Source organism: Streptomyces sp. 7R007 (genome assembly GCF_054850255.1).
Genome location: NZ_JBTWMV010000167.1, coordinates 1 through 515, shown reverse-complemented (window position 1 = coordinate 515; position 515 = coordinate 1). Strand labels below are relative to the sequence as shown.

1 protein-coding gene is annotated in these 515 nt (G+C 67.2%); it reads left to right on the top strand.

Features of this window, described 5'->3' with window-relative positions; all coding sequences use genetic code 11:
* A partial coding sequence (locus tag ACYF6T_RS44630; protein WP_461703718.1) for an alpha-amylase family protein occupies positions 1-515 on the top strand: 515 nt, incomplete at both ends.

Here is a 515-nt window from a genome sequence, read left to right as displayed (position 1 = left end):
GGCCTGGAGATCGCCCTGGACTTCGCCCTGCAGTGCTCCCCCGACCACCCGTGGGTGCACAAACACCCCGAGTGGTTCCACCACCGCCCCGACGGCACCATCGCCTACGCGGAGAACCCGCCGAAGAAGTACCAGGACATCTACCCCCTGGCCTTCGACGCGGACATGGACGGCCTGCTCGCCGAGACGCTGCGGGTGCTGCGGCACTGGATGGCGCACGGGGTGCGCATCTTCCGCGTGGACAACCCGCACACCAAGCCGGTGGTGTTCTGGCAGCGGGTGATCGCCGACATCAACGCCACCGACCCGGACGTGATCTTCCTGGCGGAGGCGTTCACCCGGCCGGCGATGATGCACACCCTGGCCCAGATCGGCTTCCAGCAGTCCTACACCTACTTCACCTGGCGCACCGCCAAGCAGGAGCTGACCGAGTACCTGACCGAGCTGTCGGGCGAGGCGGCGGCCTACATGCGGCCGAACTTCTTCGTCAACACCCCCGACATCCTGCACGCCTA